The sequence below is a fragment of the Oleiphilus sp. HI0125 genome (assembly GCF_001635355.1).
Genome location: NZ_LWGF01000680.1, coordinates 1 through 1,469 on the forward strand (window position 1 = coordinate 1; position 1,469 = coordinate 1,469).

At 42.1% G+C, this 1,469-nt stretch carries 2 protein-coding genes; both read left to right on the plus strand.

Annotation, left to right across the window (positions count from 1 at the left end):
* A partial coding sequence (locus A3762_RS09785; protein ID WP_197469179.1) for a U32 family peptidase C-terminal domain-containing protein occupies positions 1-446 on the plus strand: 446 nt, incomplete at its 5' end.
* A 110-nt stretch (positions 447-556) separates the two neighbouring features.
* A partial coding sequence (locus A3762_RS09790; protein WP_156493366.1) for an NAD(P)/FAD-dependent oxidoreductase occupies positions 557-1,469 on the plus strand: 913 nt, incomplete at its 3' end.

Below are 1,469 nucleotides of genomic sequence, written 5' to 3' on the forward strand. Positions count from 1 at the left end.
AAGTATACCGACAAGCCATTAACAATGCGCTCACCGGTAAAGAGTTCAACATGGGGTTAATGAACGAGCTTGAAGGCATGGCGAATCGTAAATACACAGAAGGCTTTTACCGACGTCACTTGCCCGATGAATACCAGAATTATGAAACAGGTAATTCTCGGTCCGAGAAACAATTATTTGTGGCTGATTTAGTGAGTATCGACAAAGAGCAGAGCCGCATCCATTTTATTGCACAAAATAAGTTCGGAATTAACGACAAACTTACCTTGCTTACACCAGAAGGAAACATTGAAATTTCCGCCAATGACATGCAACTGAGTAAAAATGGCAACCATTGTGAGGAAGCACTTGGTTCAGGATACAAAGTCAGTTTGCCATTTAACGAGGTAAGTCACATTTCAGAGACCGCACTGCTGAAAGGTTTGTTAGCCAAAAACGTCACATAAACTGCGCCGTACAAAAATATCAATTCTTATCTTGGCAATAACAAAGCCAGGCTCTGTGTTCTCAAGCATACTAGTCGTTCGTGGTTACTTGATTAAACAGGATAAGAAAAATGACAGAACAACATTTCGATGTGATTATTATTGGCGCTGGACTATCAGGAATTGGCAGCGCCTGCCACATATCGAGAGAATGTCCTGATAAGTCTTTAGCAATCATTGAACGAAGACAAACAATGGGCGGAACTTGGGACTTATTTAAATACCCTGGCATTCGATCAGATTCAGACATGACTAGTTTTGGCTACCAATTCAAACCCTGGTTCTCTGACACTGTGTTAGCTAAAGGTCCAGACATAAGAAACTATGTAAACGATACAGCGCAAGAATTCGGCATCACCGAGAAGGTAAAGTTCGGCCTCAAGATAATCAGTGCCAACTGGTCTTCAACACTTCAAAAATGGGAACTCTCTGCTCTAAATGAGCAAACTCAAAAAACGGAGAACTTCACGTGCCAATTCCTTTTAAATTGCACGGGATATTACGACTATGATCAAGGTTATAAACCCAAGTTCTTAGACGAAGATAGATTCAAAGGCGAAGTTCTTCATCCTCAACACTGGCCTGAGAACTATGACTACAGCGGTAAGAAAGTAGTTGTCATTGGTAGTGGAGCAACTGCGATCACAATCGTTCCATCCATGGCCGATACAGCAGCGCACGTTACGATGCTCCAACGCTCTCCTACCTACATTATGTCATTACCTGACACAGACAAAATCGCGCGCTTTATGATCAAAATTATGCCTGACTCTTGGGCATATTTGATCACTCGTAAGCGAAACATCTTGATTCAAAGAGCACTGTACGCTGTCAGTATGAAATGGCCGAATTTTATGCGAAAGCTCCTAATGAAAAATGTCAAAAAAGAGCTCGGAGAAAATGTCGATACGAAACATTATTCGCCTCGCTACAACCCATGGGAAGAACGTCTATGTGCAGCACCTGATGGTGACTTCTTCGCAA